The sequence below is a fragment of the Limnohabitans sp. 2KL-27 genome (genome assembly GCF_001269345.1).
Taxonomy (GTDB): Bacteria; Pseudomonadota; Gammaproteobacteria; order Burkholderiales; family Burkholderiaceae_C; genus Limnohabitans_A.
Genome location: NZ_CXOP01000002.1, coordinates 2,125,074 through 2,148,457, shown reverse-complemented (window position 1 = coordinate 2,148,457; position 23,384 = coordinate 2,125,074). Strand labels below are relative to the sequence as shown.

Genomic DNA, 23,384 nt, shown 5'->3' with positions numbered 1-23,384 from the left:
CGGCCCTTCAAAGAGTTCAGCGGATCAACTCGGACAGCTTGCCGGTCTTGTCTTTCCATTCGTCAGCGGTGGCCAACGGGGTTTTGCGCTTGGTGATGCTTTTCCAGCCGGGCAACACGGCCAGCTCGGCGTTGAGCTGCGTCATGTGCTGCTGGTCAGCCGGCAGGTCTTCCTCGGCAAAGATGGCATTGACCGGGCACTCGGGGATGCACACAGCGCAGTCGATGCACTCATCGGGGTCGATGGTCAGGAAGTTGGGGCCTTCGCGAAAGCAATCCACCGGGCAAACGTCCACACAGTCGGTGTACTTGCACTGGATACAGGATTCGGAAACAACGTGGGTCATGATGGGCTCTGAAAATGGGTCTGCTCGATCAGATATGAGCAGATTTGTAGATTTTAAGGGAGATCGTTTGCCCCCCGCGCAAGCGTGTCCCTGCTCGCGAAAGGGGTTGCAGCCACTTACCGCATTCTTGCGCAGAGGCAAACGACCACCGGCAGGGGTACGTGATCAGTTCACCAGCACCGCCCCTGCGGTCCTGTGGCTGGCCGTGTCCACCAGCACCAGCGCACCCAAGGTGCGCGATTGGGCAAAGGGCAGGGTCGCCAGCGGCTCCTGCAGCGCCAGCGTCACGTGGCCGATGGCGTTGGGGGGCAGCTCGGTCGCCTCTTCTTCGGCCAGGGTGTTCACATTCAGTCGGTGAACCACGCGCTGCACTTTGACCTTGACCCAGCGGTGGCCGTGCAGCGCCCAGTACTGGCGGCCGACCACCAGCGGTTCGTCGTCCATCCAGGCGATGGTGGTGCTCAGCTGACGTTGGCCTTCGGGGGCGCCCAAAGTTTCCGATTTTTCGGCCAGCAGCCAGTCGCCACGCGACACATCCACCTCGCGATCCAGCACGAGGCCGGCACTGTGACCGGCGGTTTGGCCCTGCGGCTGGCGGGTGGCGGACAGCACTTGGGACACCACGGCGGTCTGACCGCTCGGAAAGACGTTGACCGTTTGGCCTGGCTCAACGCTGCCGGTTGCCACGCGGCCCCAAAACACGCGGCGGCCTTGGTTGGTGACACCGGAGTCATGGCATTTTTCGACCCACTGCACCGGGAAGCTGAAGGCGGCATCGGTTTCGGCGGGCGTGACCGGCAGGTCTTCAAGAATGCTCAGCAGGCTCGGGCCGCTGTAGCCGCACCAATCTGGTTGCGAATCGACAATGTTCCAACCCTTGAGGGCCGACACGGGGACCATGGCTTTGACCGTGATGCCCGCTTCCTTGGCAAACTGGTTCAAGGCGCCTGCGATGTTCTGGTAAGCCACAGCGGCATCGGCCACGGCGTCGAGCTTGTTGATGGCAAACACGATGGACGGCACGCGCAGCAGGTTGACCAGCAAGGCGTGGCGGCGGGTTTGCGGCAGCAGCTGCAGCTCGGGCTTGGCCCAGTCGAGTTTGATGGCGTCGACCAGCACCACCGCAGCGTCGGCGCTCGAGGCGGCGGTGACCATGTTGCGGGTGTACTGCTCGTGGCCGGGCGCGTCACCGATGATGAACTTGCGTGCCTCCGTGTTGAAGTAACGGTAGGCCACGTCGATGGTGATGCCTTGCTCGCGCTCCGCACTCAGGCCGTCGGTCAGCAGGGCCAAATCGGTCTCACCCGAGCGCTGAACGCCCGCCAAGTGGTCTTGCAGCACGGCTTTGGTGTCCACCAGCAGGCGGCCAATCAAGGTGCTCTTGCCGTCGTCGACCGAGCCACAGGTGATGAACTTGAGGGCAGAAAAGTGTTTGTCATTGTGCATGGTGTGAGTACTTTTTAGGCAGGGGTGTCATTGCGAGGCACGAAGCCATCCATGGATGGCCACGCTTGGCTCGCCATGACGAAGGGCGCTTGTCAGAAATAACCGTCTTTTTTGCGTTTTTCCATGGACGCCTCGGAGGTCTTGTCGTCCATGCGGGTCGCGCCGCGCTCGCTCACGTCGGCGGCCAGCGTCTCGATCACGATTTGTTCAGGTGTCGATGCCGTGCTTTCCACCGGGCAGGTGCAGGTGATGTCCCCCACGGTGCGAAAACGCACGTCACGCACCACCACTTCTTCACCGTCTTTGGGGGGCGTGAGTTCGGTCACGGGGACCAGCAGTCCCCTGCGGTCCACCACTTCACGTTTGTGGGTGTAATAAATCGACGGCAGTGCAATCTTTTCGCGGACGATGTACTGCCACACGTCCAGCTCGGTCCAGTTGCTGATCGGGAACACGCGAAAGTGCTCGCCGGGCTGCAGCTTGTGGTTGAACAGCGTCCACAGCTCGGGGCGCTGGGCCTTGGGCTGCCACTGGCCAAAGCTGTCTCGGTGCGAAAAGATGCGCTCTTTGGCGCGGGCCTTTTCTTCGTCACGGCGGGCGCCGCCAATCAGGGCATCAAAGCGGAATTCTTCGATCGCTTCGAGCAGCGTCACCGACTGGTGCACATTGCGGCTCTCCCCGGGGTGGGCCAGGCGCACGGTGCCGCGTTTCATGGAGTCTTCGACGCTGCGCACGATGAGTTCAGCACCCAGCTCCTTGGCCCGCAGGTCGCGGAAATCGGTCACTTCGGTGAAGTTGTGGCCGGTGTCGATCATCAGCAGCGGGTAGGGAATGCGGCCGCTACCGGAGGGGCTTGTTTGGCCTCCAAAAGCCTTTTCGGCGCACTTGAGCATGACCAACGAATCCTTGCCCCCCGAAAACAGCAGGGTGGGGCGCTCGAAGGCGGCGGCGACTTCGCGCAGGATGAAGATGGTTTCTTCTTCAAGCGCGTCCAGGTGGGCATTGCTCAGGGTGTGCAGCTCGGTGGGTGTGGTGGCGGTCATGAGGTTCTCGTTGTTGGTTTAGGTGTGGGAAAGTGCCCACAGAAATCATTTCTTGACGTGCAGTCCGCATTCCTTGGCCGCCTCGTCCTCCCACCACCAGCGCCCGGCGCGGAACGCTTCGCCCAAGCTGATGGCCCGGGTGCAAGGCGCGCAGCCAATGCTCGGGAAAAACTGGTCGTGTAAAGGGTTGTAGTCCACCTGGTTGGTCGCGATGTAGTGCCACACATCGCCCCAGGTCCACTTGGCAAGGGGGTTGAACTTGGCCAGGTTTTTGGCGGCTTCTTCGCTGGTGTCGAACAGGGGAACCTCGGCCCGGGCGTTGGATTGCTCCTGGCGCAGCCCCGTGATCCAGGCTTTGTGGCCCTTCAGGGCACGGGCCAGCGGTTCCATTTTTCGGATGCTGCAGCAAGCCTTGCGCAGCGCGATGCTTTGGTAGATCGCGTCCTGGCCTCGCTCGCGCACGAACTGGATCACCGATGCCTGCACCGGACGGAACACTTGGACAGGCGAGCGCGAATGCGCCTGGGTGCGCTCCAGCAAGGCCAGCGTCTCGGTGTGCAGCGCGCCGGTTTCGAGCACAAACACCGGGATGGCCAGTTGCAGGCGGTTGATGAGGTGGGTGATCACCACGTCCTCGGCGCCCAGGCTGGAGGCTTGGGACACGGGTTGGAACTCGGCCGCCGCGCGCCGCAGCAGGGCCTCGGTTTCGGCCAACTTGGCCCCAAATTCAGTGCTGGCTTTGGCGTTGTGCGCCGTGGCTTTGGCCGGGGCGTTGCGGGCAGAAATCAGGCTGGAAGTCATGCAGTGGGTTGTGTTTTTTCTGTGGAAGTTCGCCCTTGAGGCCGAATGCGTGCAGTGATGCCTGATGGCATTCACGAGCAGGGGTTCGCGCCCGCAAAGTGGCTAGCGCACAGGCGGGAATACAGGCTCTTTTCAGGCGGCTTTCGCAAATGGGGGTTCTGTGCCGACAGCCGAGCCTTGGTAAAACCCGGCAAAGCGGTCGAACTGCCGTTGCGCTGCCGAGGCGTCCACGCCTTCTCGCAACACGGCCACGTCAAAACCGGTGCGCTGCATCTGCACCAATTGGTCGATCAGCACATCCCCGGTGGCGCGCAACTCGCCCTCAAAGCCCAAACGGCGACGCAGCAAAAAGGCCTGGCTGTAAGCGCGGCCGTCGGTGAATTTGGGAAATTGCAGGTCGATGCGTGTCACGCCGCTCAGGTCGAGCGTGCGGGGGTCGGCGTCGTTGGCCAGTGTGATGACCGTTGGCGATTCAGTGCTGTGGTGTTCTGGGGCGGTGATGATTTTCATGGGTGCTGGCTTGGCTGTGTGGGCTTGTGGGGGCGCGTCCCTGCGCGCGAATGGACAGTTTGGCCGCAGGGGTGGCCTCCTGCAGGGATGTTCAGGCGGTGGTTTCCTCGGCGGGGTGGCGTGCTGCATTGGCCGCTGCCTTGAACGGGTCCTGGCCTACGCGGCGCAGGGTTTCAATGAAGTATTCGTGGCGGCCTTGGGCGGGCAGGCGCAGCGCTTTGTAGGTGTCCAAAACCGCTTCGACCACGTCGGGCACTTCGAACGAGGAGAAGGCGGGGCCAACCACTTTGCCGGGGCCGGAGGGGCCAGACAGCGTTTTACCGTCCGAGCCGCCCAGCGTGACCTGGTACCACTCCTTGCCGTCTTTGTCCACGCCCAAAATGCCGATGTGGCCCGAGTGGTGGTGACCACACGAGTTGATGCAGCCGCTGATGTGGAAGTCGATGCGGCCCAGGTCGTTCAACTCGTCCAGGTCTTGATAGCGCTCGGTGATCGCCGCCGCCAACGGCAGGGAGCGGGCATTGGCCAGGGCGCAGTAGTCACCGCCGGGGCAGGCGATCATGTCGGTCAAGAGGCCTATGTTGGGTTGGGCCAGGCCCAGTGCCTTGGCCTCGAGCCACAGGGCGTGCAGCTGGTCCAGGCGCACCCAAGGCAGCAACAGGTTTTGGGTGTGGGTCACGCGGGCTTCGCCTGCGGAGAACTGGGACACCAGTGCAGCAGCAGCATCGAGCTGATCGGCGGTGGCGTCGCCCGGCGCTTGGCCCGGGCGCTTGAAGGACAGGTTCACGGCACGCAGGGCCGGGTTCTGGTGGGGCTTGACGTTTTGCGCCAGCCAGCGGGCAAAGGCGGGTGTTTTGGCCGCTTCGATGCCGACATCGGCTTCGGCCTGAGCGACCCAATCGGCGGTGGCGGCTGGCAAGTTCAAGGCTGGTGCAGCAAAGCAGGCGGCCACGCGGTCGAACTCGGTTTGGGGGATGGTGTGCAGGCCGCCGTCTTGGACCAAGATGTCTTGGTACTCGGCTTCGACCTCGTCAAAGTAGCGCTGGCCTTCGGCCCTGACCAAGATTTTGATGCGGGCTTTGTAGATGTTGTCGCGGCGTCCCCAGCGGTTGTAGACGCGGATCACGGCCTCGAGGTAATTGATGATCTGGTGCCAAGGCAGGAACTCGCGGATCACCGAGCCCACCGAAGGCGTGCGGCCCATGCCGCCGCCCACCAGCACCTTGAAGCCCACCTCGCCCGCTGCATTTTTGACCATCTGCAGGCCCACGTCGTGCCAGCCAATGGCGGCGCGGTCTTCATCAGCGCCCGTGATGGCGATCTTGAATTTGCGCGGCAAAAACGCAAACTCGGGGTGCAGCGTGCTCCACTGACGGATCAGCTCGGCGTAGGGCCGGGGATCGACCACTTCGTCCACCGCCACCCCGGCCAGCTCGTCGGTGGTGGTGTTGCGGATGCAGTTGCCACTGGTCTGGATGCCGTGCAGGTTCACGCTGGCCAAAAGGTCCATCACGTCGGCCGATTTGGACAAGGGAATCCAGTTGAACTGCACGTTCTGGCGGGTGGTGAAGTGGCCACAGTTCGTGTTCAGCTTGGGGGCCAGGCCCGCAATCTTGTTCTGGGTGGCTTGTGCGTTGGCCAACAGGGCGGGCTCGGGCGTGTCGTACTCACGGGCAATTTGGGCCAGCACTTGGAGCTGAGGGGCCGAAATTTCGCCATACGGCACAGCCACACGCAGCATGGGCGCGTAGCGTTGCACGTACCAGCCGTTTTGCAGACGCAGGGGCTTGAACTCGTCGGCGCTCAGCTGGCCGGCCTCAAAGCGCTCGAGTTGGTCGCGGTGCTGTGCGGCGCGGGCGCGCACGAACTGTTGGTCAAATTCGGTGTATTGGTACATGAGGGTTCTTCTTCAGATCAAAACCAGTTTGGTGCCAGCCCAGGCCAGCAAGACGGACAGCAAGGAGCGGATCACGCGGTCAGGCGTGTGGTGGGTCAGGTGCGAGCCCAGCCAGATGCCCGGTAAAGAACCGACCAGCAGTTTGGCCAGCAATGGCCAATCGACCGAGCCCAAGGACGCATGACCCAGGCCTGCCACCAGGGTCAGAGGCACGGCATAGGCAACATCTGCCGCAACGACGCGCGGCAGGGGCAAAAGCGGGTAGAGCAAAAGCAGCACGGTCACGCCAATGGCACCCGCACCGACCGAGGTGAGGGTGACAAAAGTGCCGATCAACGCACCAAAGAGCACCGGCAGGCTCCAGTGGCGAGGGGTGCTGGCGCGGGCTTCGTCGGCGGCGGCCAAGTGGCGAGGCACTTGTTGGCCACGCACCGCTTTGTAAAGCATGGCCGCAGCGGTGAGCAGCAAAGCCACGCCCAGCGTTGTGGTCATCAGCGACTGCACTTGGGCAGAGGCCGGGCCAACCCAGCGCAAAAATTCCAAAGTCACCAGACACGCTGGGATGCTGCCCGCACTGAGTAAACCCACCACGCGCCAAGGCACGATACGTTGGCGGTCAAAACTCACAGTGCCGCCCATCTTGGTGAAGGCCGCAAACAGCAAGTCGGTGCCCACGGCCATGTACGGCTTGACGCCAAAGAAAAAGATCAGGATCGGCGTCATCAAGGACCCGCCGCCCACACCCGTCAGGCCCACCACAAAGCCGACGAAAAAACCTGCAAAGACATAAGCGAAATCAACCATGGCGGCGACTGTAATGGGGCTTTATGCCAAAACAAACGATTTTTTAGTTGGGTATATATGTTGAATGCTTATAAGAGGCCCGTTGATGCATGGGTCTGTGCAGGGATGCCCGACTGCGCGGGTCCGACTGACGAGAGGCTCCGGTCGTGGTCGAGTCGGTGATGCCCCGCTGTTTGGTGACCTCTTGGCGACAGGGCGAAAGTCGGCTGGTACAGTGACGCCTTCCCACCTTATGCCTAGGACCATTGTTATGAACCGCCTTATTGCCACGGGCCTGTTGACTGCGGTCGCCCTGTCCCCTGTTTTTGCCCAGGCCCCGATCAAAATCGGTGAGATCAACAGCTACTCCGCCATCCCCCAATTCACCCAGCCCTACAAACAAGGCTGGCAGCTGGCGGTCGAAGAGATCAACGCGCAAGGCGGCCTGCTGGGTCGCAAGGTCGAGGTGATTGCCCGAGACGACGCAGGCAAGCCCGACGAGGCGCTGCGCCACGCGATCGAGTTGACGTCCAAAGAAAAAGTGGATGTGCTGGCCGGAGGCTTTTTGTCCAATGTGGGTCTGGCCTTGGCCGACCACGCCGCCAAAAGCAAACGCCTGTTTGTGGCCAGTGAGCCTTTGACCGACGCCATCGTTTGGGACAAGGGCAACCGCTACACCTTCCGTCTGCGGCCCAGCACCTACATGCAGTCGGCCATGCTGGTCGAAGAAGCGGCCAAGCTGCCCGCCAAGCGCTGGGCCACGATTGCGCCCAACTACGAATATGGGCAAAGCGCCGTGACCAGCTTCAAGGAGCTGCTCAAAGCCAAGCGTCCCGATGTGGAGTTTGTGAGCGAGCAGTGGCCCGCCCAGGGCAAGATCGACGCGGGCAGCACCCTCACGGCCACCATGGCCAGCAAGCCCGATGCGATTTTCAACGTGACCTTTGGCGCCGACCTGGCCCGGCTGGTGCGCGAAGGCAACCAGCGCAACATTTTCCCCAAGACGCCTGTGGTGTCGCTGCTCTCGGGCGAGCCCGAGTACCTGGAGGTGTTGAAAGACGAAACCCCCAAGGGCTGGATCGTGACCGGCTACCCCTGGGACCAGCTCGACAACAAAGACCACGCCAGCTTTGCCGCCAACTACTACAAGAAGTTCAACGAAAACCCCAAGGTCGGCTCGGTGGTGGGCTACGCCACCATGCAGGCGATCTTTGCGGCCATCAAAAAAGCCAACTCCACCGACAACGAGAAGCTGGTGACCGCCATGCGTGGCCTCAAATTCAGCACGCCCTTTGGTCCGGCCGAGTTCCGCGCGATTGACCAGCAGTCCACCATGGGCGCTTATGTGGGCAAGCTCGACCAGCGTGGCGGCAAGGGCACCATGGTGCAGTGGCGCTATGCCGATGGCAAGAGTTACCAGCCCAGCGATGCCTATGTCAGAGCGCGCCGCCCGGCAGAAGCGATGAAGTGAGTCCGGTTTGCCTTGGCCAGATGGGATGCCCTATGCTGTGGGTCTCTCCTCAACCCTCTTTAGACCGTGCCCATGAAGGAAGACAAGTTCGACGATCCAGACCAACTCATGCTGGCCCAGGCCGATGCGGGTTTGGTTCTGGTGGATCCGGTCAGCGGTCGCATTGAAGGCCTCAACCCGGCTTGGCCCCAATGGCTGGGGCGCGCCACAGCGTCGTTGCAGGGCACTGTTTTTTGGGATGAAGGGGGCTGGCGTCAGCCCGAGGTGGTTCGCTCGCTGGTGTCCTTGACCAGTTTGCCTTTGGCCATGCCACCCATGGCCGTGACGGCCTTGAACGAGGACCGGGAAAGTTTGTCGCTGGTGATCAGCGCCCGATCAGTGAACCTGTCCGGCCAACGGCTGGTGCTGTGCACCTTGGTGCGCAGCAGTTCGGCGCAAGCGCTGGCGATGTCCTCTTCTGTGGCCGAAACGGCCCTCATGGGCGTGGTGCAGGCGCTGATCACCGTGCTCGAGGTGCACGACCCGGACTCGATCGGTCACCAACGGCGCGTGGCTGATCTGGCCGGGACCCTGGCCCGAAAGCTTCAGTGGCGCCCCGACGAGGTGGAGGCGGTGATCTTGGCCGCCTTGATTCATGACCTGGGCATGGTCACGGTGCCATCGCGGATTTTGGGCAAAACTGAGATGTTGTCCCAGGCGGAGGTCAAGCAAATCCAAAAGCATGTGATGACCGCGCTGGACATGCTCAACCACATTGAATTCGCAGGCCCGGTCAAGGCCTACATCGCCCAGCACCACGAACGCATCGACGGCAGCGGCTATCCCTTGGGGCTCAAAGGCGCAGATGTCTTGCGGGGTTCCCAGGTCATTGGCATGTCGGACATGCTGGACGCCATGACGCGAGACCGTCCTTACCAGAGCGCTCAAACCATGGACCAGGCTTTGCAGGTTTTGTTGGTCTCATCGGGCATCCAGTTTGATGCCGATCTGGTGCAAGCCTGTGTGGCTTTGTTCGTGCAAGAGGGTTACCGCTTTCCCGGTGTCTGATCCGGCACGCCCCAGTGACCGGCATCGCTGGCGCTCCAAAATTCTGCAAAGGGGCTGGGCAGCGTGGTGGCTTGCGCAGCGCTCACAAGCTGGCCTGACACCAGGGTGTCGATGTTGGAAGCCAATGTGCGGGCTTGTCCGTCGCCATTTCGCACCATCAGGTGGTGCGGTGTGATGTCGCCGGGTTTTTGCAGCCCCGCCGCGCCCACCAGGTCGGCCAAGGCGTGCAAGGTGTTGGCGTGAAAGTAAAACACCCGTTCGGCCTTGTCGGTCACCACAATGGCGCGTTGGCGCACCGGGTCTTGCGTGGCCACGCCCGTGGGGCAGTGGTCGGTGTGGCAGCTGCGCGACTGGATGCAGCCCAGCGCGAACATGAAGCCCCGCGCCGCGTTGCACCAGTCGGCCCCCAAGGCCAGACAGCGGGCCATGTCGAAGGCCGAAATCACCTTGCCGGAGGCGCCGATCTTGATGCGATCGCGCAGACCCGCCCCCACCAGGCTGTTGTGCACCAAGCGCAGCCCGTCACGCAAAGGCATGCCCACATGGTCGGCAAACTCGATGGGCGCGGCACCTGTGCCACCCTCGGAGCCATCCACCACGATGAAATCGGGCGTTTGACCGGTCTCGAGCATGGCCTTGACCAGCGAGAACCATTCGGCCGGATGCCCCACGCACAGCTTGATGCCCACGGGCTTGCCGCCCGAGAGTTGGCGCAGCTGCCCCAAAAACCCCAACAGCTCCAGCGGGGTGCTGAAGGCCGAATGCCGGGCCGGGGACACACAGTCCTGCCCCATGGGCACGCCCCGTGCTTCGGCAATCTCGGGGCTGACTTTGGCTTTGGGCAAAACCCCGCCGTGGCCAGGTTTGGCCCCTTGAGACAGTTTCAGCTCGATCATTTTGACTTGGGGTGAGCGGGCCTGCTCGGCAAACCGCACGGGGTCAAACCGGCCTTCGGGAGTGCGGCAACCAAAATAGCCCGAGGCGATTTGCCAGATCAAATCGCCGCCCGGTTCGCGGTGATGCCGGGAGATGCTGCCCTCTCCGGTGTCGTGCGCAAACTGCCCCATCGCGGCCCCCTTGTTCAGAGCCTTGATGGCGTTGGGCGACAAAGCCCCGAAGCTCATGCCGGAAATATTGAGCAGCGACAAGGCATAGGGCTGCTGACACTGGCCTTCGCCCACCGTGATCCTGAAGTTGGCCGGGTCCAGATCGGTGGGCTGCAGGGAATGCGTCACCCACTCGGATTGCGCGTGGTACATGTCCTTGATGCTGCCAAAGCCGCGTTTGTCGTTTTGCACTTTGGAGCGGGCGTAGACCATGGCACGTTGGTTGCGCGAAAAAGGCAGTTTTTCCTCGTCGTCTTCCAGAAAGTATTGCCGGATTTCAGGCCGGATGTATTCCAGCCCGTAACGCAATCGACCCGTCAGCGGGTAGTTGCGCCGCACCGCTTGTTTGGTTTGCTTGAAGTCCATCCAGCCCAATACAAACAGCCCAGCAAAGCCGGCACTGGCCCAAGCCGAGACGGGCCAGGCGAGGAGGGCGGCCGGGGCAGTGACCAGCCAGGGGAGGTAACGCGAGAAAGATTGACGGGCCATGGTCTGCTCTCCAAAAGACCCGGCGACAAGGGCCGACACGCGCAGGGGTGGCTCCCATCCTAGATGATTTTGCTATTTTTTGTAAATTTGTTATTAAACGAAGCGATCGGCCGCCAGGTGTTTGGCCAATGCAGGAGGCAAGGGCAAGGTCTCCTGGCTCAGCCAAGCGCCGGTGAGTTCACCGCACAAAACGGCCAGGCTGATGCCGCGCGCGCCCATGCCTGTGCTCAGGCACAGGCCTGGCCAGCGTAGGGGGTCGAGGGGGCCGACCGCAGGCAGGCGGTTGGGCAAGGTGCAGCGCAAACCGGCCCAGCCGTGGACGTGCTGCGGCTCGAATTCCCCGGCCATGGCCTGGCCCAAAGCGGGAAGCAGCGTGGCCAGGCGCTCTTGGTTGGCCGCATGGTCTTGCGTGCGCACGGGTGCCTGCTCGCAGTTGCGCTCGAAGGTGGCGCCGATGAACCAGCCGAGGGGGCCCTCGGACGTGGGCACGCCGCTGATGAAGCTGCCGTGGCCGTTGACCGGGAAAGGCGGCAGCAGCTGGCGCTGGGCGTCTTTCAAGTCGGCCATGTGGCCAAAACTGACTTGCCCACGCAAAGGGTTCAGCGGCACGGACAAGCCAGGCAGAGGCCGCAGCAAAGCCAGGCTGTCAAAGGCGCTGGCCAGCACCAGCCAAGGGGCCTGGCCCAGCGTTTGGCCTTGGGCATCGGTCACGGCCCAGGCATCGCCGCGCCGCTCGATGCCTTGCACCTGCTGGCCCCAGCGCACTTGAACGCCCGGTGTTTGCAGCTGTGCGGCCACCAGTTGCCGCGGCCGAATCCATCCCGCCTGTGCGTGCCAAAGCGCGGGCGTGCCGGGCGGCAGCCCTGCAGCGGCCACCTGCGCCGCACTGGCCGGGGTGCTGTGGTGGTCGGTGGTGTCCGCTGGCAGTTTGCGTTTGCCCGCTAGGTTGTGTTCCAGAACACCGGTCAGCGCCCAATCGGTGCCTCTGTGCAGGAGTGCTTGGGCGCGTTGCAGCGTGGCTTGCACGCCGGCCCGCGTGATGCGCGAGAGCACGTTGTCGTCGGGTGAAACGTGGGGTGCGGCCAAACCTGCAGGCAAGCCGGATGCGCCAGCCCCCACCCCGGGGGCGCGGTCCAAAACCGTGACCGTCCAACCCCGCACGGCCAAGCTGTGCGCCACGGCCGAGCCTGACAGGCCGGCACCGATCACCAGCGCCTGGCGCGTGTCGGGTGGCGGGCTCAAGGGGTCAATCGGCAGCGGGACCGTTGCAGCCGGGCTTCAACCCGCTGCAGGCGGCACATAGCCTTGTGCGGCATCGGCGCCATCGCCGAAGAAGTGGTTTTCCATCTGACGGGCCAGGTACTGGCGGGCGCGCAGGTCGGCCAGGTTCAGGCGGTTTTCATTGACCAGCATGGTTTGGTGCTTGAGCCAGTCGGCCCAAGCCTGCTTGCTCACGCTCTCCCAGATGCGCTTGCCCAGCTCGCCGGGGTAGGGCGGAAAATCCAGACCCTCTGCTTCTTTGCCGAGTTTGATGCATTGAACGGTGCGTGCCATGGTGGTGTCTTGCCTTGATGTATCTTAAGAAGCGCTGGTTATACGGATATAGAATTTCCGTATTTCCAGTTGGGAGCGGTTCACACGACAATGCGGGTTGACCCGTTTTCGTGTGGTCTTGCAGGCCGTAACTGTAGCAAGCTTTCAGCATCCCCCCAGGGCTTTGGGTCTCTTGTCTCCCAACAAATAGCAATACCAAATGAGTGCATTTCTTGAAGAACGCGTTTTGAGCGTTCACCACTGGACCGATCGCCTGTTCAGCTTCACCACCACACGAGACCAGGCCCTGCGCTTTTCGAATGGCCACTTCACCATGATCGGGCTGCGCGGCGACAACGGCAAACCGCTGTTGCGTGCCTATTCGATCGCCAGCGCCAATTACGAAGAGCACTTGGAGTTTTTGAGCATCAAGGTGCCCGATGGCCCGCTGACCTCCAAGCTGCAGCACATTCAGGTGGGCGACACCATCGTGGTGGGCCGCAAGCCCACAGGCACTTTGCTCATTGACTATTTGTTGCCTGGCAAAAACCTGTACCTCATGGCCACCGGCACAGGCTTGGCCCCGTTCATGAGCATCATCCGCGACCCCGAAACCTACGAGCGCTTTGAGAAAGTGATCCTGGTGCACGGCGTGCGCCAGGTCAACGAGCTGGCCTACCACGACTACATCACCCAAGAGCTGCCCGCCAACGAGTTCTTGGGCGAGATGGTGAGCCAGCAGCTCCTGTACTACCCCACGGTGACGCGCGAGCCCTACAAAAACCAGGGGCGCCTGACCGATCTGATCGAAAACGGCCAGCTGTTTGCAGATCTGGGCCTGTCCAAGCTCAACCCGGAAACCGACCGCGTCATGATCTGCGGCAGCCCCGGGATGCTCAAAGACCTCAAGCGCATCTGCGAAGAACGTGGCCTGGTAGAAGGCAACACCAGCACCCCCGGCGCCTTCGTCATCGAACGCGCATTTGCCGAAGCTTGACCATGAACCTCTCCTTGGTGGCCTCGGCCACGCCCTCACGCTGGATGGCCCTGATTGCTTCATCGGGAATCGGCATGCTGATTTTTGGCCTGTATTTGCAGCACGTGGTGGGGCTCAACCCGTGCCCGATGTGCATCGTGCAGCGCTATGCCCTCATTGGGGTTGTGCTTTGTGGGGCCATCGGTTGGCGCTTGACTGGCCGGGGGCTGGCCGGGTCTGCTGCGCTTCTGGTGCTGGTGGCAGGTTTTGGTGCATTCACCGCCGCCCGCCAAAGCTGGCTGCAGTGGTACCCGCCCGAGGTCGTCACTTGCGGGCGTGACTTTTACGGCATGGTCGAAAATTTCCCCCTCAACCGCGCCATCCCCATGATCTTCAAAGGCAGCGGCGACTGCAGCAAGATCGACTGGACTTTTTTAGGCGGCTCGATCGCCAACTGGTCGTTTGTGGCGTTTGTCGTCTTTGGCTTGGTGGGCTTGCTGGTCGCCTTCAAAGCGGTTCGCAGCCGCTGACTCAGAGCTTTTTCACCAAAACCTGGCTCTTGCGGTCCCAGTTGTACTTGCGCTTGCGCGCTTCGGGCAACCAATCGGGGTCTTGCTGAACAAAGCCGCGTTTGATGAACCAGTGCATGGTCCGGGTGGTCAGCACGAAGATGCTTTTGAGGCCCATGGCACGGGCCCGTTGCTCCACGCGCTTGAGCACTTTTTCACCGTCGCCTTGTCCTTGCGACTGGGGTGACACGGTCAGCGCCGCCATCTCGGCCGTTTTGGCCTCGGGGTAGGGGTAGAGCGCCGCGCAGGCAAAGATCACACCATCATGGTCGATGATGGTGTAGTGGTCCACATCGCGCTCGATCTCGTTGCGGTCACGCTTGACCAGGGTGCCGTCTTTCTCGAAGGGCTCGATCAGCTGCAAGATGCCGCCCACATCGTCGGCTGTGGCCTCGCGCAGCTCTTCGAGTTTTTCATCGACCACCATGGTGCCGATGCCGTCGTGCACATACACCTCCAGCAGCAGCGAGCCGTCCACCGCAAAGGGCAGGATGTGCGAGCGCTCCACGCCTTCTTCGCAGGCCTTCACGCAATGCTGCAGGTAAAAGCCAATGTCGGTCGGCTCGGTCGGCCGGGGCAGCGAGGCCAGCAACTGCTTGGCCGCGGCCAGCGGCAGCTCGGTGTCAATCGGGTTGTCGTCGCTGGCGGGCTCAGCCGGCTGCATGCGGATGCCCGCAATTTCGGTCACAAAAATCAGCTTGTCGGCTTGCAATTCGGCGGCCACGCTGGTGGCCACTTCTTCCATGGCCAGGTTGAAGGCCTCGCCCGTGGGCGAGAAGCCAAAGGGCGAGAGCAGCACCATCGCGCCCATGTCGAGTGTGCGCATGATCCCGTCGACATCGACCTTGCGCACCAAGCCCGAGTGCTGGAAATCCACGCCGTCCACAATGCCCACCGGCCGTGCGGTGATGAAGTTGCCCGAAATCACCCGCACCGTGGAGCCCGCCATGGGCGTGTTGGGCAGGCCTTGGCTGAAAGCCGCTTCGATCTCGTAACGCAGCTGGCCCGCAGCCTCTTGGGCGCAGTCGAGTGCCACGCTGTCGGTGATGCGAATGCCTTGTGCGTATTTGGGGGTGTGGCCCTTGGCGGCCAGTTGCTCGTTCACTTGGGGCCGAAAGCCGTGAACCAGCACGATCTTGACGCCCATGCTTTGGATCAGTGCCAGGTCTTGCGCCAGGTTTTGCAACTTGCCCGCTGCAATCGCCTCGCCCGCGATGCCGACCACAAAGGTCTTGCCCCGGTGCATGTGGATGTAGGGCGCCACCGACCGGAACCAGGGCACGAAGGTGAAATTGAATACTGTGGACATGGCTAGCGACTCAACAAATAAAGGTTCTCAGCAGGAAGTAGTTTTTTGAAATCGCGATCAAACGTGTGAACAACTTCTCCGAGCTGCAAAGCAGATGCTGCAATCCACGCATCGGAAACCAAGTTGGGGGTCACATTTGCTTGTAGGCATAAGTTTCTGAAGCCTGGCCATTGGCTACCAGCGGATTGGAACACCACACCGGGTGAAATCAGGAGCGCATCCACAAAGTCCATGGCTTGCTGCAAAGAGCTGGGTTTCAAAAAGATTTGTGCGTTGGTCACTATTCTGATGAAGCCTGAGACCACTGTGCTCAACAAGACGACATTTGGATGAATTGGACGTTTGGTCGCCTGTTCCAGTTGTCCTTGTAAATGAGCAAACGCCAGAGCATGGTGCGGGTGATCCAGCCGCATGGCCGCTACCAGCAGATTGACATCTGGGGTCATATTGGAAATTTGTACTCGGCGGCGTCCATGGCATCAAACATGGACCGATTGCTGCATGGGTCGATTCCTGGAAGCAAACCGCCGCTTCCACCGGTGGGCAGCTTGGGGATGACCAGCGGGGCACTTTGCATGTCTTGCCGCACATAAATGGACAGTAGTTCGCGAACTTTGGCGCTCAAGGAAGTGCCCTCTTGGATCGCCTTGATGCGCGCTTGTTTGACGAGGTTTTCGTCAAGGGAAATGGTGAGATTGGTCATGAAAACCTTTGCCTGGAAAGTTCACGTAAACAAGTGTAGCACGCGAATATGTGTCGTGGGATAATTCAGTCCGTGACCGAGTCAGCCCCCCCCATCCCCCTGCGCATCGAGTTCCCCGAAGGCCTGCCCGTCTCGGCCCGCCGCGACGAAATCATGGCCGCCATGGACCAGCACCAGGTCATCATCGTGTGCGGTGAAACCGGCTCGGGCAAAACCACGCAGCTGCCCAAAATTGCGCTGGCGCTGGGGCGCGGCAAGCTCAATGCCAAGCCGGGCGAGCGCGCCCGCATGATCGGCCACACCCAGCCAAGGCGCATTGCCGCCAGTTCGGTGGCCAAGCGCATTGCCGAAGAGCTCAAGACCCCGCTGGGCGAGGTGGTGGGTTTCAAGGTGCGGTTTCAAGACCGACTCTCCAAAAACGCCTCGGTCAAGCTCATGACCGACGGCATTTTGCTGGCCGAAACGCAGACCGACCCGCTGCTGCAGGCCTACGACACCATCATCATCGACGAGGCGCACGAGCGCAGCCTGAACATCGACTTTCTGCTCGGTTACCTGCGCCAGATTCTGCCGCGCCGCCCGGACCTCAAGATCGTGGTCACTTCGGCCACCATCGATGCCGACCGCTTTGCCAAACACTTTGCCTCACGCCAAGGCCCAGCCCCCGTCATCATGGTCTCGGGCCGCACCTTTCCGGTGGAGCAACGCTGGCGGCCGTTTGAAGAGACGCGCGACTACGGCTTGAACGACGCGATCGCCGACGGTGTGGACGAACTTTGGCAGGGCGGGGCAGGGGGCGACATCCTGATTTTCTTGCCCGGTGAGCGCGAGATCCGCGAGGCTGCCGACCACCTGCGCAAGCACCTGGCGCACCAGCCCCTGACCCGCAACGCCGAGGTGCTGCCGCTGTTTGCCCGCCTGTCGCAGGCCGAGCAAGACCGGATCTTTGAGGCGTCCAACGGCCGACGCATTGTGCTGGCCACCAACGTGGCCGAAACCTCGCTCACCGTGCCCGGCATCCGCTACGTGATCGACGCGGGCACGGCGCGGGTCAAGCGCTACAGCCTGCGCAGCAAGGTCGAGCAGCTGATGGTCGAGCCCATCAGCCAGGCCGCGGCCAACCAACGCGCTGGCCGCTGCGGCCGCGTGGCCAACGGCATCTGCATCCGCCTGTACGACGACAAAGACTTTGCGGGCCGCCCGCGCTTCACCGACCCGGAAATTTTGCGCTCCTCTTTGGCGGGTGTGATCTTGCGCATGAAGTCGCTGCACTTGGGTGTGGTGGAAGACTTCCCCTTCATCGAAGCGCCGTCCAAGCGCGCCATCACCGATGGCTACCAACTGCTGGCCGAGTTGGGCGCGGTGGATGACGACAACGAACTCACGCCCATTGGCAAAGAGCTGGCCCGCCTGCCGCTGGACCCGCGTGTGGGCCGCATGATTTTGGAGGCCCGTGGCCGCGAAGCGCTGGACGAGGTGCTGGTGATCGCCAGCGCCATGAGCGTGCAGGATGTGCGCGACCGCCCCATGGACGCGCAACCCCAGGCCGACCAAGCTCACGCCAAGTTCGACGACGACAAAAGCGAGTTCACGGGTTACCTGAAGCTGTGGAAGTGGGTCCACGCCGCCCGAGGCGGGCAAGGTACCGAGCACAAGCTCAGCAACCGCCAATACGAGCAGCTGCTGCGCCAGAACTTCATCAATATCCGCCGCGTGCGGGAGTGGCGCGACACGCACACCCAGCTGCTCACCGTGGTGGCCGAGCACAAGTGGCGCATCAACACGCAGCCTGCCACGTATGAGCAGCTGCACATGTCCATGCTGGCGGGCCTGCTGGGCAACGTGGGCTACAAGCTCGAAGATCCCGCGTCTGGCGCGGGACAGGCTTCGGGCGAATACCTGGGCGCACGCGGCATCAAGTTCCACAAACACCCCGGGGCGCACCTCTCCAAAAAACCGGGTCGCTGGATCGTGGTGGCCGAACTGGTGGAGACCACGCGCCTGTTTGGCCGGGGCATTGCGGCGATTGAGCCGCAGTGGCTGGAACAAGTCGGCGCGCACCTGCTGCGCAAACAAGTGCTCGACCCGCATTGGGAAAAGAAATCGGCCGAAGTGGTGGCGCTGGAGCGGGCCACCCTCTATGGGCTGGTGGTCTACAGTGGGCGGCGCACCGCCTACAGCCGGGTGGACTTGCACGGCGCCCGCGAGATTTTCATCCGCGAAGCACTGGTGGGCGACCAGTGGGAAACCCAGCTGCCGTTCTTGGCCGCCAACCACAAGATGATCGCCAAGGTCGAAGAGTTGGAGCACAAATCGCGCCGCCAAGACGTGCTGGTTCATGAAGAGCTGATTTACGCTTTTTACGACCAGCAAATTCCCCCTGAGGTGTGCAGCGGCCGCTTGCTGGAGAACTGGTATCGCGCCGAAAGCGCCAAGCAACCGCGCCTGTTGATGTTGACCCGCGAAGAGCTGATGCGCCACGAAGCCGCCGGCATCACCACGCAGGCGTTTCCCAAACAGATCCGCTTGGGCGGCACCGACTGCCAGGCCACTTACCTGCACGAGCCGGGCGACGCCCGCGACGGGGTCACGGTCACCGTGCCCTTGTTTGTGCTCAATCAGGTGAGCGAAGACCGCTGTGAATGGCTGGTGCCCGGCCTGCTAAAAGACAAGATTCAGGCCCTGCTCAAAAGCCTGCCGCAGCGTCCGCGCAGCCGCTTTGTGCCCTTGCCCGAATCGGCCACACGTCTGGCGGCCGAGTTGTCAGCGCCCGAGTTGTTTGGCGCTGGCTCGCTCACCGACGTGCTGCTCAAAAAAGTGCGTGACGAAACCAGTCTGGACGTCAAGCGAGGTGACTTCAAGCACGAGATGCTCAGCCCGCACCTGTTCATGAACCTGCTGGTGGTGGACGAGCATGGTCGCCAGCTGGGCATGGGCCGCAACCTGGGCGCACTCAAAGGCGAGCTGGGGGCCAAAGCGCGTGGCGCTTTCCAGGCGCTGGCGCAACTCAAAGTCGCCGCCAGTCCGTCACCTGCCAACACCCCTCCCAACAACGTGAGCGACTCTCCCGTCATTGCGACCGCGAGCCAGCGAGGGGGGCAGCAATCCAGCCCACGCGCACCCGCACTCGCAACGGCCAAACCCGGAAATTCCGTCATCGCGAGCGAAGCGCGGCAATCGAGTCAACGCACCCCTGCAACCCCCCAGCGCTACACCGCCTGGACCTTTGGCGAACTGCCCGAGCTGATGGAAATCTGCAAAGGCGGTCAGACCTTGATTGGCTTTCCTGCGCTGGTGGACATGCAAGACGCCGTGACCATCGAGGTATTTGACGAGCCCGACGTGGCCGCCGCCAAAAACCGGGCGGGCCTGCGCCGCTTGTTTGGCTTGCAGATCAAAGACGCGCTCAAGTACCTGGAAAAAAACATCCCCGATCTGCAAAAAATGGCGGTGGCGTATATGCCACTGGGGTCGGCGGACGAGTTGAAAGCCCAAATCATCGACGTGGCGCTCGACCGCGCCTTCTTGCTGGATCCGTTGCCCAATGACGAGCTCAGCTTCAAGCGCCGCATCGAAGAAGGCCGCGGGCGCCTGACCCTGATTGCCAACGAAGTGGCCCGGCTGGCGGGCACCATCTTGCTGGAGTTTGGCGTGGCCACCCGCAAGATCAAGGACACCAAAAACGCACCGGATGCGACCGCTGACTGCACAGCGCAACTGCAACGCCTGATGCCCAAAAACTTCATGGCGGCCACCCCATGGCCACAACTGCAGCATTACGCCCGCTACCTGAAAGCCATCACCCTGCGCCTCGATAAATACCGCGCAGACCCCGCTCGCGACGCCCAGCGCCTGACCGAGCTGAAACCGCAAGAGCAACGCTATTGGCGTCTGGTGGCCGAACGCAAAGGCGCGCAAGACGCCCGCATGCTGGAGTTCCGCTGGCTGCTCGAGGAGCTGCGTGTGAGCTTCTTCGCGCAAGAGCTGCGCACCCCCCAGCCGGTGAGCATCAAGCGGCTGGAAAAAGCCTGGTCGCAACTGACTTATTGACGCAGGCTTTTCGGTGTGGGCTCACATCTGCCCGCAGGGCATGTGATGCCCTAGCCTGAAGGCTTGGTGGCAGCTGAATCATGGATCGGTACGACATCGGTCGCCCTGCGCCATTTTTAGGGGCACAAATTTGGACCCGCTTGGCGCCTCAGTTCTTGCCAAATTTGGCCTTGGCCGTCGCGATGCAGCTGGCTTTGGCATCGCCGGCCAAGGCATCGCATTTTTCGATGGCCACTTTGTAGTCGGCATCGACTTTTTCGGTGGCAGCACCTTTTTTGGCGTCACCGATTTCCTTCTTCATCTTGGCATCGGCCAAGGCTTTTTTCTCGACCGCTTTGGCTTCCTGGCGGCACACGTCCTTGGCGTTGCCCGCGAGGTCGTCACAGCGCTCTTTGGCGACTTCGTAGGCGGCCTTGGCCTTGGCCACCAGCACATTGATGCGGTCGGCGTCTTTGCCGGTGTAGTTGTACTCCAGCTCTGCGCGTGCCATCTTTTCCTTGCCCTTGGCTTCTTCCTGGCAAATGTCTTTGGCGTTGCCTGCCAGCGCGCTGCAGGCGGCTTTGTCTGCCTTGTAGTCGGTGCTGATGCGTGTTTTGCTGGTCTGGTACTCGGCTTTGCTGATCGTCTGGGCATAAGCGGCCGAGATGGGCAGCAGGCTGGCGCACACCAGCATGGCGGCGAAGGTCTTGAGTTTTGGCATGGAGGTTTCTCTTTGAGGTGATGGACAGAACCCATTAGCACACGCCTGCCCCCTTGTGTTCAGTGCGCAAGCGAACTCAGCAGGGTCGATGGCGGCAATCACCAGCGCCCAGATCCACCGCCGCCGCCAAATCCACCGCCCCCGCCTTTGAAGCCGCCACCCGGGCCGCCGCGGCCCCCATGGTGGCCCAGACGGGCCCGCAGCAATCCGGCCAGCCCGACCCAGGTGGTCAGCGCGGTGATGCAGCTCGCGATCAGCGACAAGGACAACACGCCGAGCAAAAACCACGAGACAGCCCCGACGATGGCCGCGGTCATGATCGCGCCTGAGAATCGGCCCAGCACCGCCCGCAGCACAAAGCCCAGCAGGGCGCCTGCGGCAATGATCCAGGTGATGTTTTGAAACGGCTCTGCTGTTGGGCCCACGACAGGGGCGGGCAAGGGCTCGCCGTCGATGACACGCACCATTCGCTGCAGCCCGTCAGTGATGCCGCCCGCGAAGTTTTGCTGCCGGAATGCGGGGGTGATGGTTTCTTCGATGATCCGTTTGCTGGTGACGTCGTTCAGGGCGCCCTCGAGCCCATAACCCACTTCAATGCGCACGGCGCGTTCGTTTTTGGCCACCACCAGCAGGGCCCCATCGTCGATCTTGGTGCGGCCCAGCTTCCATTGCTCGGCCACGCGCAGGGCGTATTGCTCGATGGTTTCCGGTTCGGTGGTGGGCACCAGCAAGACGGCCAACTGGCTGCCTTGGCGTGCTTCAAAGGCGCTCAGCGTTTGTTCGATGGCGGCTTGTTGCGCCGGGGTGAGCGTGCGGGTTTGGTCTACCACGTGGCCCGTCAGGGGCGGCACAGGCAGCTGGGCGCTGCACACCGACGCGCCCAGCAAAGCCCCGAGCAGCCAGCCCTGGCTGCGCCTGCGCCACCGGTTCACTGGGCCTGTCCCGGAACAGCGGGCGTTGGTGTGGTGGGCGCAGGGGCATCCGGCCGGAAATCGACGGTGGGTGGCCGGGCAATTTCTTGCGCGTTGTCCACCGAAAAGTTGGGCTTTTCTTTGTAACCCAGCAGCCAGGCGGTCAGGTTGGAGGGGAAGGTGTGTACGGTGACGTTGTAGTCCTGCACGGCTTTGATGTAGCGGTTGCGGGCCACGGTGATGCGGTTTTCGGTGCCCTCGAGCTGGGCTTGCAGGTCCAAGAAGCCTTGGTTGGCTTGCAGTGTCGGGTAGTTCTCTGACACCACCAGCAGCCGAGACAAGGCGCCCGAGAGGTCCTTTTGGGCTTGCTGGAATTTCTGGAACGCTTGCGGGTCGTTCACGAGTTCGGGCGAAGCCTGAATGGCCGTGGCCTTGGCCCGCGCTTGCACCACCGATTGCAAGGTGCTTTGTTCAAAATTGGCCTGCCCTTGGACGACGCTGACCAGGTTGGGAATCAGATCGGCCCGGCGCTGGTATTGGCTGAGCACCTCGGACCAGCTGGCCTTGACTTGTTCATTGCCAATTTGAAACTGGTTGTAGCCGCAGCCCGAGAGGGCGAAGGTGGTGCTGAGCCAAAGAAGCCAAAGCCATCGGGGAAAAGAAGCGGTCATGGCGTGCCTTGCAAAGGTGGGTGTTTTGCAAGGGTAGGCCGCCCAGGGCAGCGCGACTGTGCGCTGCCCCACGCTCTGAGGCGGGCGTCAGCGTGGCAGCGTCATCAGCGGAATGTCTTGGGCAGCGGCCAGTTTGTCGAGCTGCGCACGGGTCTGACCCGCCAAAAAGGTTTCGATGGCTTGGCGCGTGGCGGGTTTGAACAAGTCCTTGACCGGATGGGCCAGCGCCACACCTGCGGCCTCGCACAGGCGGATGGCAAAGTGGGGCTCGAGCGCGGCCACGGCCACGCGCCCATTCTTGCAGGCATAGATGCGGTAGCCCGCGTGCGCACCACCCACCGCCCCTTCGGGCGTGGTCATGCGCAGCTGGCGGGGCAGGGCCAGCCAAGCGGCGGCATCGGACAGGGCCACTTCGTAGCGAGTGCCTTGGCCTGTGGTTTTGAGTGTCAGCACAGCTTTGAGCGCAGCTTCGCTGGCCATGAGGGCGCCCCCCATGTCGGCAAACAAACTGGGCGGCAAGTCCATGCCGTTGACCAAACCGACTTCGGCCTGGTAAGTCAAATCGTGGCCAGGGATCTCGGCCAAGGGGCCAGGCGCACCGACCACCTCGATCAGGCTCAGGGCCGGGTATTGCTTGTGCAGCGTCTTCCAGCCCAGGCCGAGCTTGGTCAGGGCCGAGGGCCGAAACGAGGTGAGCAGGACATCGGTTTGGGGCAAGACTTTGTGCAGCGCGGCTTGGCCCGCCGCTGTTTTGAGGTCGAGCGTCAGGTGCTTGACCCCTTTGTGCATCAGGTCGTAGCCGCTGGGCGTGTAGTGCTGCATCGGGTCACCTGCAGGTGGGTTGACTTTGGTGCAGCTTGCACCCATCTGGGCCAGTCGCATCAGGGCGGCGGGGCCGGGCAGGTTGAGGGCAAGACTCAGGACGCGCGTGCCGCGCAGGGGTTTGGAGGTGCTCATGGTGGCGCTTATTGTAAAAGCCCGCCCCGGCCAGAACAGGCAGGCGCCATTGCCTGTGAGCGCGAG

22 protein-coding genes are annotated in these 23,384 nt (G+C 62.4%); 5 read left to right on the top strand and 17 right to left on the bottom strand.

Features of this window, described 5'->3' with window-relative positions; genetic code table 11:
• Positions 1–16: 16 nt before the first annotated feature.
• The 7 genes from fdxA to LHAB_RS13155 all read right to left on the bottom strand — a co-directional run bounded on the left by fdxA (position 17) and on the right by LHAB_RS13155 (position 6,847).
• A complete protein-coding gene (gene fdxA / locus LHAB_RS13185; RefSeq protein ID WP_090047065.1) occupies positions 17–346 on the bottom strand; it encodes a ferredoxin FdxA in 330 nt (109 codons plus the stop codon).
• A 165-nt stretch (positions 347–511) separates the two neighbouring features.
• Positions 512–1,792 (bottom strand): sulfate adenylyltransferase subunit 1, encoded by a 1,281-nt coding sequence (locus tag LHAB_RS13180; protein WP_090047062.1) that lies wholly within the window; start codon positions 1,790–1,792, stop codon positions 512–514.
• A gap of 92 nt (positions 1,793–1,884) precedes the next feature.
• Entirely contained in the window at positions 1,885–2,835 is a 951-nt protein-coding gene (cysD, locus tag LHAB_RS13175) for a sulfate adenylyltransferase subunit CysD (RefSeq protein ID WP_090047059.1), read from the bottom strand.
• Positions 2,836–2,880: 45 nt separating this feature from the next.
• Positions 2,881–3,636, bottom strand: a complete 756-nt coding sequence (locus LHAB_RS13170) for a phosphoadenylyl-sulfate reductase (RefSeq protein ID WP_090047056.1) — start codon at positions 3,634–3,636, stop codon at positions 2,881–2,883.
• Between the two features lie 132 nt (positions 3,637–3,768).
• The gene (locus tag LHAB_RS13165) at positions 3,769–4,146 is read right to left on the bottom strand and encodes a DUF934 domain-containing protein (RefSeq protein ID WP_090047053.1); all 378 of its coding nucleotides are present in this window, start codon (positions 4,144–4,146) and stop codon (positions 3,769–3,771) included.
• Between the two features lie 91 nt (positions 4,147–4,237).
• Positions 4,238–6,043, bottom strand: a complete 1,806-nt coding sequence (locus tag LHAB_RS13160; protein WP_090047051.1) for a nitrite/sulfite reductase — start codon at positions 6,041–6,043, stop codon at positions 4,238–4,240.
• Between the two features lie 12 nt (positions 6,044–6,055).
• Complete coding sequence (locus LHAB_RS13155) at positions 6,056–6,847, bottom strand: sulfite exporter TauE/SafE family protein (RefSeq protein WP_090047048.1); 792 nt, start codon at positions 6,845–6,847, stop codon at positions 6,056–6,058.
• Positions 6,848–7,097: 250 nt separating this feature from the next.
• Here LHAB_RS13155 and LHAB_RS13150 point away from each other — a divergent pair, with 250 nt between their 5' ends.
• Positions 7,098–8,297, top strand: coding sequence for an ABC transporter substrate-binding protein (locus LHAB_RS13150; RefSeq protein WP_090047045.1), 1,200 nt, complete (start codon positions 7,098–7,100; stop codon positions 8,295–8,297).
• 72 nt (positions 8,298–8,369) lie between these two features.
• On the top strand, positions 8,370–9,344 hold the full coding sequence (locus LHAB_RS13145; RefSeq protein ID WP_090047042.1) for an HD-GYP domain-containing protein: 975 nt from the start codon (positions 8,370–8,372) through the stop codon (positions 9,342–9,344).
• Here the strand turns inward: LHAB_RS13145 and LHAB_RS13140 are convergent.
• The 3 genes from LHAB_RS13140 to LHAB_RS13130 all read right to left on the bottom strand — a co-directional run bounded on the left by LHAB_RS13140 (position 9,323) and on the right by LHAB_RS13130 (position 12,493).
• Positions 9,323–10,939, bottom strand: coding sequence for an FMN-binding glutamate synthase family protein (locus LHAB_RS13140; RefSeq protein WP_090047039.1), 1,617 nt, complete (start codon positions 10,937–10,939; stop codon positions 9,323–9,325). The genes LHAB_RS13145 and LHAB_RS13140 overlap by 22 nt on opposite strands.
• Positions 10,940–11,032: 93 nt before the next feature.
• Positions 11,033–12,181 (bottom strand): FAD-dependent 5-carboxymethylaminomethyl-2-thiouridine(34) oxidoreductase MnmC1, encoded by a 1,149-nt coding sequence (gene mnmC / locus LHAB_RS13135; RefSeq protein ID WP_090047036.1) that lies wholly within the window; start codon positions 12,179–12,181, stop codon positions 11,033–11,035.
• 36 nt (positions 12,182–12,217) lie between these two features.
• Positions 12,218–12,493: an oxidative damage protection protein gene (locus LHAB_RS13130; protein ID WP_090047033.1), complete on the bottom strand. Its 276-nt coding sequence runs from the start codon at positions 12,491–12,493 to the stop codon at positions 12,218–12,220.
• A 199-nt stretch (positions 12,494–12,692) separates the two neighbouring features.
• On the opposite strand from LHAB_RS13130, the gene LHAB_RS13125 reads away from it, so the two are divergent.
• Positions 12,693–13,469: a ferredoxin--NADP reductase gene (locus LHAB_RS13125; protein WP_090047030.1), complete on the top strand. Its 777-nt coding sequence runs from the start codon at positions 12,693–12,695 to the stop codon at positions 13,467–13,469.
• Between the two features lie 2 nt (positions 13,470–13,471).
• On the top strand, positions 13,472–13,978 hold the full coding sequence (locus LHAB_RS13120; RefSeq protein WP_090047027.1) for a disulfide bond formation protein B: 507 nt from the start codon (positions 13,472–13,474) through the stop codon (positions 13,976–13,978).
• Position 13,979: 1 nt separating this feature from the next.
• Here LHAB_RS13120 and argA read toward each other — a convergent pair whose 3' ends face one another.
• From argA to LHAB_RS13105, 3 genes are read right to left on the bottom strand one after another with little or no spacing between them, the layout of a single operon-like run.
• Entirely contained in the window at positions 13,980–15,326 is a 1,347-nt protein-coding gene (gene argA / locus LHAB_RS13115; RefSeq protein WP_090047025.1) for an amino-acid N-acetyltransferase, read from the bottom strand.
• Positions 15,327–15,328: 2 nt separating this feature from the next.
• Complete coding sequence (locus tag LHAB_RS13110) at positions 15,329–15,772, bottom strand: TA system VapC family ribonuclease toxin (protein ID WP_090047022.1); 444 nt, start codon at positions 15,770–15,772, stop codon at positions 15,329–15,331.
• Positions 15,769–16,029: a DUF6364 family protein gene (locus LHAB_RS13105; protein ID WP_090047019.1), complete on the bottom strand. Its 261-nt coding sequence runs from the start codon at positions 16,027–16,029 to the stop codon at positions 15,769–15,771. Before LHAB_RS13105 ends, LHAB_RS13110 begins: the two co-directional genes overlap by 4 nt.
• A 153-nt stretch (positions 16,030–16,182) precedes the next feature.
• Between LHAB_RS13105 and hrpA the strand changes: the two genes are divergently transcribed.
• Positions 16,183–20,079 carry an ATP-dependent RNA helicase HrpA gene (gene hrpA / locus LHAB_RS13100; protein WP_228763474.1) on the top strand — a complete coding sequence of 1,299 codons (3,897 nt, stop codon included), beginning with the start codon at positions 16,183–16,185 and terminating at the stop codon, positions 20,077–20,079.
• 148 nt (positions 20,080–20,227) lie between these two features.
• On the opposite strand, the gene LHAB_RS13095 is transcribed toward hrpA, so the two are convergent.
• From LHAB_RS13095 to LHAB_RS13080, 4 genes are all read right to left on the bottom strand, one after another.
• Positions 20,228–20,779: a hypothetical protein gene (locus LHAB_RS13095; protein ID WP_090047014.1), complete on the bottom strand. Its 552-nt coding sequence runs from the start codon at positions 20,777–20,779 to the stop codon at positions 20,228–20,230.
• Positions 20,780–20,877: 98 nt separating this feature from the next.
• Positions 20,878–21,711, bottom strand: coding sequence for a TPM domain-containing protein (locus LHAB_RS13090; RefSeq protein ID WP_194943181.1), 834 nt, complete (start codon positions 21,709–21,711; stop codon positions 20,878–20,880).
• The gene (locus LHAB_RS13085; RefSeq protein ID WP_090047012.1) at positions 21,708–22,361 is read right to left on the bottom strand and encodes a LemA family protein; all 654 of its coding nucleotides are present in this window, start codon (positions 22,359–22,361) and stop codon (positions 21,708–21,710) included. Before LHAB_RS13085 ends, LHAB_RS13090 begins: the two co-directional genes overlap by 4 nt.
• 87 nt (positions 22,362–22,448) lie before the next feature.
• Positions 22,449–23,318: a CoA transferase gene (locus LHAB_RS13080; protein WP_090047009.1), complete on the bottom strand. Its 870-nt coding sequence runs from the start codon at positions 23,316–23,318 to the stop codon at positions 22,449–22,451.
• Positions 23,319–23,384 lie beyond the last annotated feature (66 nt).

What these genes read in the sequence shown, in the direction of transcription:
- hrpA (WP_228763474.1), top strand. Translation starts at nt 16,183, where the DNA reads ATGGCCGCCATGGACCAGCACCAGGTCATCATCGTGTGCGGTGAAACC.
- LHAB_RS13155 (WP_090047048.1), bottom strand. Translation starts at nt 6,847, where the DNA reads ATGGTTGATTTCGCTTATGTCTTTGCAGGTTTTTTCGTCGGCTTTGTG.
- LHAB_RS13170 (WP_090047056.1), bottom strand. Translation starts at nt 3,636, where the DNA reads ATGACTTCCAGCCTGATTTCTGCCCGCAACGCCCCGGCCAAAGCCACG.
- LHAB_RS13140 (WP_090047039.1), bottom strand. Translation starts at nt 10,939, where the DNA reads ATGGCCCGTCAATCTTTCTCGCGTTACCTCCCCTGGCTGGTCACTGCC.
- argA (WP_090047025.1), bottom strand. Translation starts at nt 15,326, where the DNA reads ATGTCCACAGTATTCAATTTCACCTTCGTGCCCTGGTTCCGGTCGGTG.
- LHAB_RS13150 (WP_090047045.1), top strand. Translation starts at nt 7,098, where the DNA reads ATGAACCGCCTTATTGCCACGGGCCTGTTGACTGCGGTCGCCCTGTCC.
- LHAB_RS13080 (WP_090047009.1), bottom strand. Translation starts at nt 23,318, where the DNA reads ATGAGCACCTCCAAACCCCTGCGCGGCACGCGCGTCCTGAGTCTTGCC.
- LHAB_RS13110 (WP_090047022.1), bottom strand. Translation starts at nt 15,772, where the DNA reads ATGACCCCAGATGTCAATCTGCTGGTAGCGGCCATGCGGCTGGATCAC.
- LHAB_RS13125 (WP_090047030.1), top strand. Translation starts at nt 12,693, where the DNA reads ATGAGTGCATTTCTTGAAGAACGCGTTTTGAGCGTTCACCACTGGACC.
- LHAB_RS13130 (WP_090047033.1), bottom strand. Translation starts at nt 12,493, where the DNA reads ATGGCACGCACCGTTCAATGCATCAAACTCGGCAAAGAAGCAGAGGGT.
- LHAB_RS13120 (WP_090047027.1), top strand. Translation starts at nt 13,472, where the DNA reads ATGAACCTCTCCTTGGTGGCCTCGGCCACGCCCTCACGCTGGATGGCC.
- LHAB_RS13095 (WP_090047014.1), bottom strand. Translation starts at nt 20,779, where the DNA reads ATGCCAAAACTCAAGACCTTCGCCGCCATGCTGGTGTGCGCCAGCCTG.
- LHAB_RS13085 (WP_090047012.1), bottom strand. Translation starts at nt 22,361, where the DNA reads ATGACCGCTTCTTTTCCCCGATGGCTTTGGCTTCTTTGGCTCAGCACC.
- fdxA (WP_090047065.1), bottom strand. Translation starts at nt 346, where the DNA reads ATGACCCACGTTGTTTCCGAATCCTGTATCCAGTGCAAGTACACCGAC.
- LHAB_RS13165 (WP_090047053.1), bottom strand. Translation starts at nt 4,146, where the DNA reads ATGAAAATCATCACCGCCCCAGAACACCACAGCACTGAATCGCCAACG.
- LHAB_RS13105 (WP_090047019.1), bottom strand. Translation starts at nt 16,029, where the DNA reads ATGACCAATCTCACCATTTCCCTTGACGAAAACCTCGTCAAACAAGCG.
- LHAB_RS13160 (WP_090047051.1), bottom strand. Translation starts at nt 6,043, where the DNA reads ATGTACCAATACACCGAATTTGACCAACAGTTCGTGCGCGCCCGCGCC.
- cysD (WP_090047059.1), bottom strand. Translation starts at nt 2,835, where the DNA reads ATGACCGCCACCACACCCACCGAGCTGCACACCCTGAGCAATGCCCAC.
- LHAB_RS13180 (WP_090047062.1), bottom strand. Translation starts at nt 1,792, where the DNA reads ATGCACAATGACAAACACTTTTCTGCCCTCAAGTTCATCACCTGTGGC.
- LHAB_RS13145 (WP_090047042.1), top strand. Translation starts at nt 8,370, where the DNA reads ATGAAGGAAGACAAGTTCGACGATCCAGACCAACTCATGCTGGCCCAG.